The 1,864-nt window shown below is 67.9% G+C and carries 2 protein-coding genes; one reads left to right on the forward strand and one right to left on the reverse strand.

Features of this window, described 5'->3' with window-relative positions:
• A partial coding sequence (locus AB0L71_RS32630; RefSeq protein WP_365250361.1) for a transposase family protein occupies positions 1-547 on the forward strand: 547 nt, incomplete at its 5' end.
• A gap of 87 nt (positions 548-634) precedes the next feature.
• Here AB0L71_RS32630 and AB0L71_RS32635 read toward each other — a convergent pair.
• The gene (locus AB0L71_RS32635; RefSeq protein WP_365250364.1) at positions 635-1,687 is read right to left on the reverse strand and encodes an aldo/keto reductase; all 1,053 of its coding nucleotides are present in this window, start codon (positions 1,685-1,687) and stop codon (positions 635-637) included.
• Positions 1,688-1,864: the final 177 nt, after the last annotated feature.

Raw genomic sequence — 1,864 nt, forward strand, 5'->3', positions numbered from 1 at the left:
TGCGCTGGAGCGGGCCAAGGCGGCCGGCCTGACCCACCTCAACCTGGACGGCACCGTGGTCCGCACCGACCGGGTCGCGGCCCCCGGCCCCAACGGCGCGGACCTGTGGTGGTCGGGCAAGCACCGGCATCACGGCGGGAACGTGCAGGTCATCTCCACGCCGGACGGCTGGCCGATCTGGGTCTCACCGGTCCGCCCAGGCCGTGAGCACGACACCACTTGCGCCCGTCGGCACGGCCTGATCGACGCGCTCAACCGTGTCGCAGCAGAGCTGGGCGTGCCGACCCTGGTCGATCTCGGGTACGAAAACGCCGGAGACGGCTTCCGCCACCCGGTCAAGAAGCCCGCAGGGGGCAAGCTGACCGAGGCCCAGCAGACCTACAACAAAATCATCCGAGGCATCCACGGCGTGTGCGAACGAGCCAACTCCATGCTCAAGACCACCTTCAAGGCCCTGCGCCGGGTCAGCCTCGATCCCGGCCGGATCACCCAGATCGCCGCCGCGGCCCTCGTACTGCTTCAGCTCGAGTACGACCGAACCATCTGAACGATCACGCAACGTCGTGATCGATTACCGGGAAAGGCGCAATCTGCGCTTCGACGGTCGGTGGAGTCCAGGTCCTCAACTGCCTGGTCAGTCCGCAGCCGCCCGCTCTCCAGCCGGGCGCCTGCGCCACGCGCGCTCGGTGAGCGACGGCGGCTGCCAGGCACCGTCGGCCTGGTAGAGATCGGTGCCGGGCGCCACGATCTCGTCGATACGGTCGAGCACCGCGTCGTCGAGCAGCAGGTCAGCCCCCTTGAGCAGCGAGGCGAGCTGGGCCATGGTGCGCGGACCGATGATCACGGACGTGACGGCCGGGTGCACCAACGGGAAGGCGACGGCCAGTTCCGGCAGGATGCAGCCCACCTCCTCAGCGAGAGTGACGAGTTGCTCGACGGCCGCGAGTTTCGCGGCGTTGCCGGGGATGGCGGGGTCGAAGCGGTGCGGAGTGAGCTTGGCGCGGCCGGTGGTGAGGTCGACGGACCGGCCCTCGCGATACGCGCCGGACAGAAATCCCGAGGCGAGCGGTGACCAGGTCAGCACTCCCATGTCCAGGCGCTGCGCGGTGGGCAGCACGGACCGTTCGATGCCGCGCGCGAGAATCGAGTACGGCGGCTGCTCCGTGCGCAGCCGCATCAGTCCGCGCCGCTCCGCCACATGGCGAGCCTCGACGAGGTCCTCTGCAGGAAACGTGGAGCAGCCGAACGTCCGGATCTTGCCTGCCCTCACCAGGTCGCTGAGGACGGACAGCGTCTCCTCGATGTCGGTGGTGTGGTCGGGACGGTGCACCTGGTAGAGGTCGATCCAGTCCGTGTCCAGGCGCCGCAGACTGTCCTCGACGGCTTTGAGGATCCAGCGGCGCGAATTGCCGCTGCGGTTGCGTCCCTCCCCCAGCGGAAAGTGCACCTTCGTGGCAAGCACGACGTCGTCGCGTCTGCCCTTGAGTGCCTTACCGACGATTTCCTCGCATTCGCCGGCCGAGTACATGTCGGCGGTGTCCACGAAGTTGATCCCGGCGTCGAGCGCAGCGTGAATGATGCGTGCGCTGTCCTTGTGGTCGGGGTTACCGACGGCACCGAACATCATCGTGCCGAGGCAGTGGGTGCTGACCTCGATGCCGGTCTTGCCGAGGGCTCGATAACGCATTCCAGTGCTCCGTCGCAGGCGGGGGCGGGTTGGGGGCGTCAGCATAGGACTTGGAGTGCACTTGACGGCAAGGGCGCGGGGAGGTCGTACGACGACGGACCTTCGCCTGGCAGCATCAGTAACGGCTCCGCATCCTCTCGACGACGGCCGAACGTCCATTTGGCCCGCTCCAGCGCG

Source organism: Streptomyces sp. NPDC052052 (genome assembly GCF_040680455.1).
Classification (GTDB): domain Bacteria; phylum Actinomycetota; class Actinomycetes; order Streptomycetales; family Streptomycetaceae; genus Streptomyces.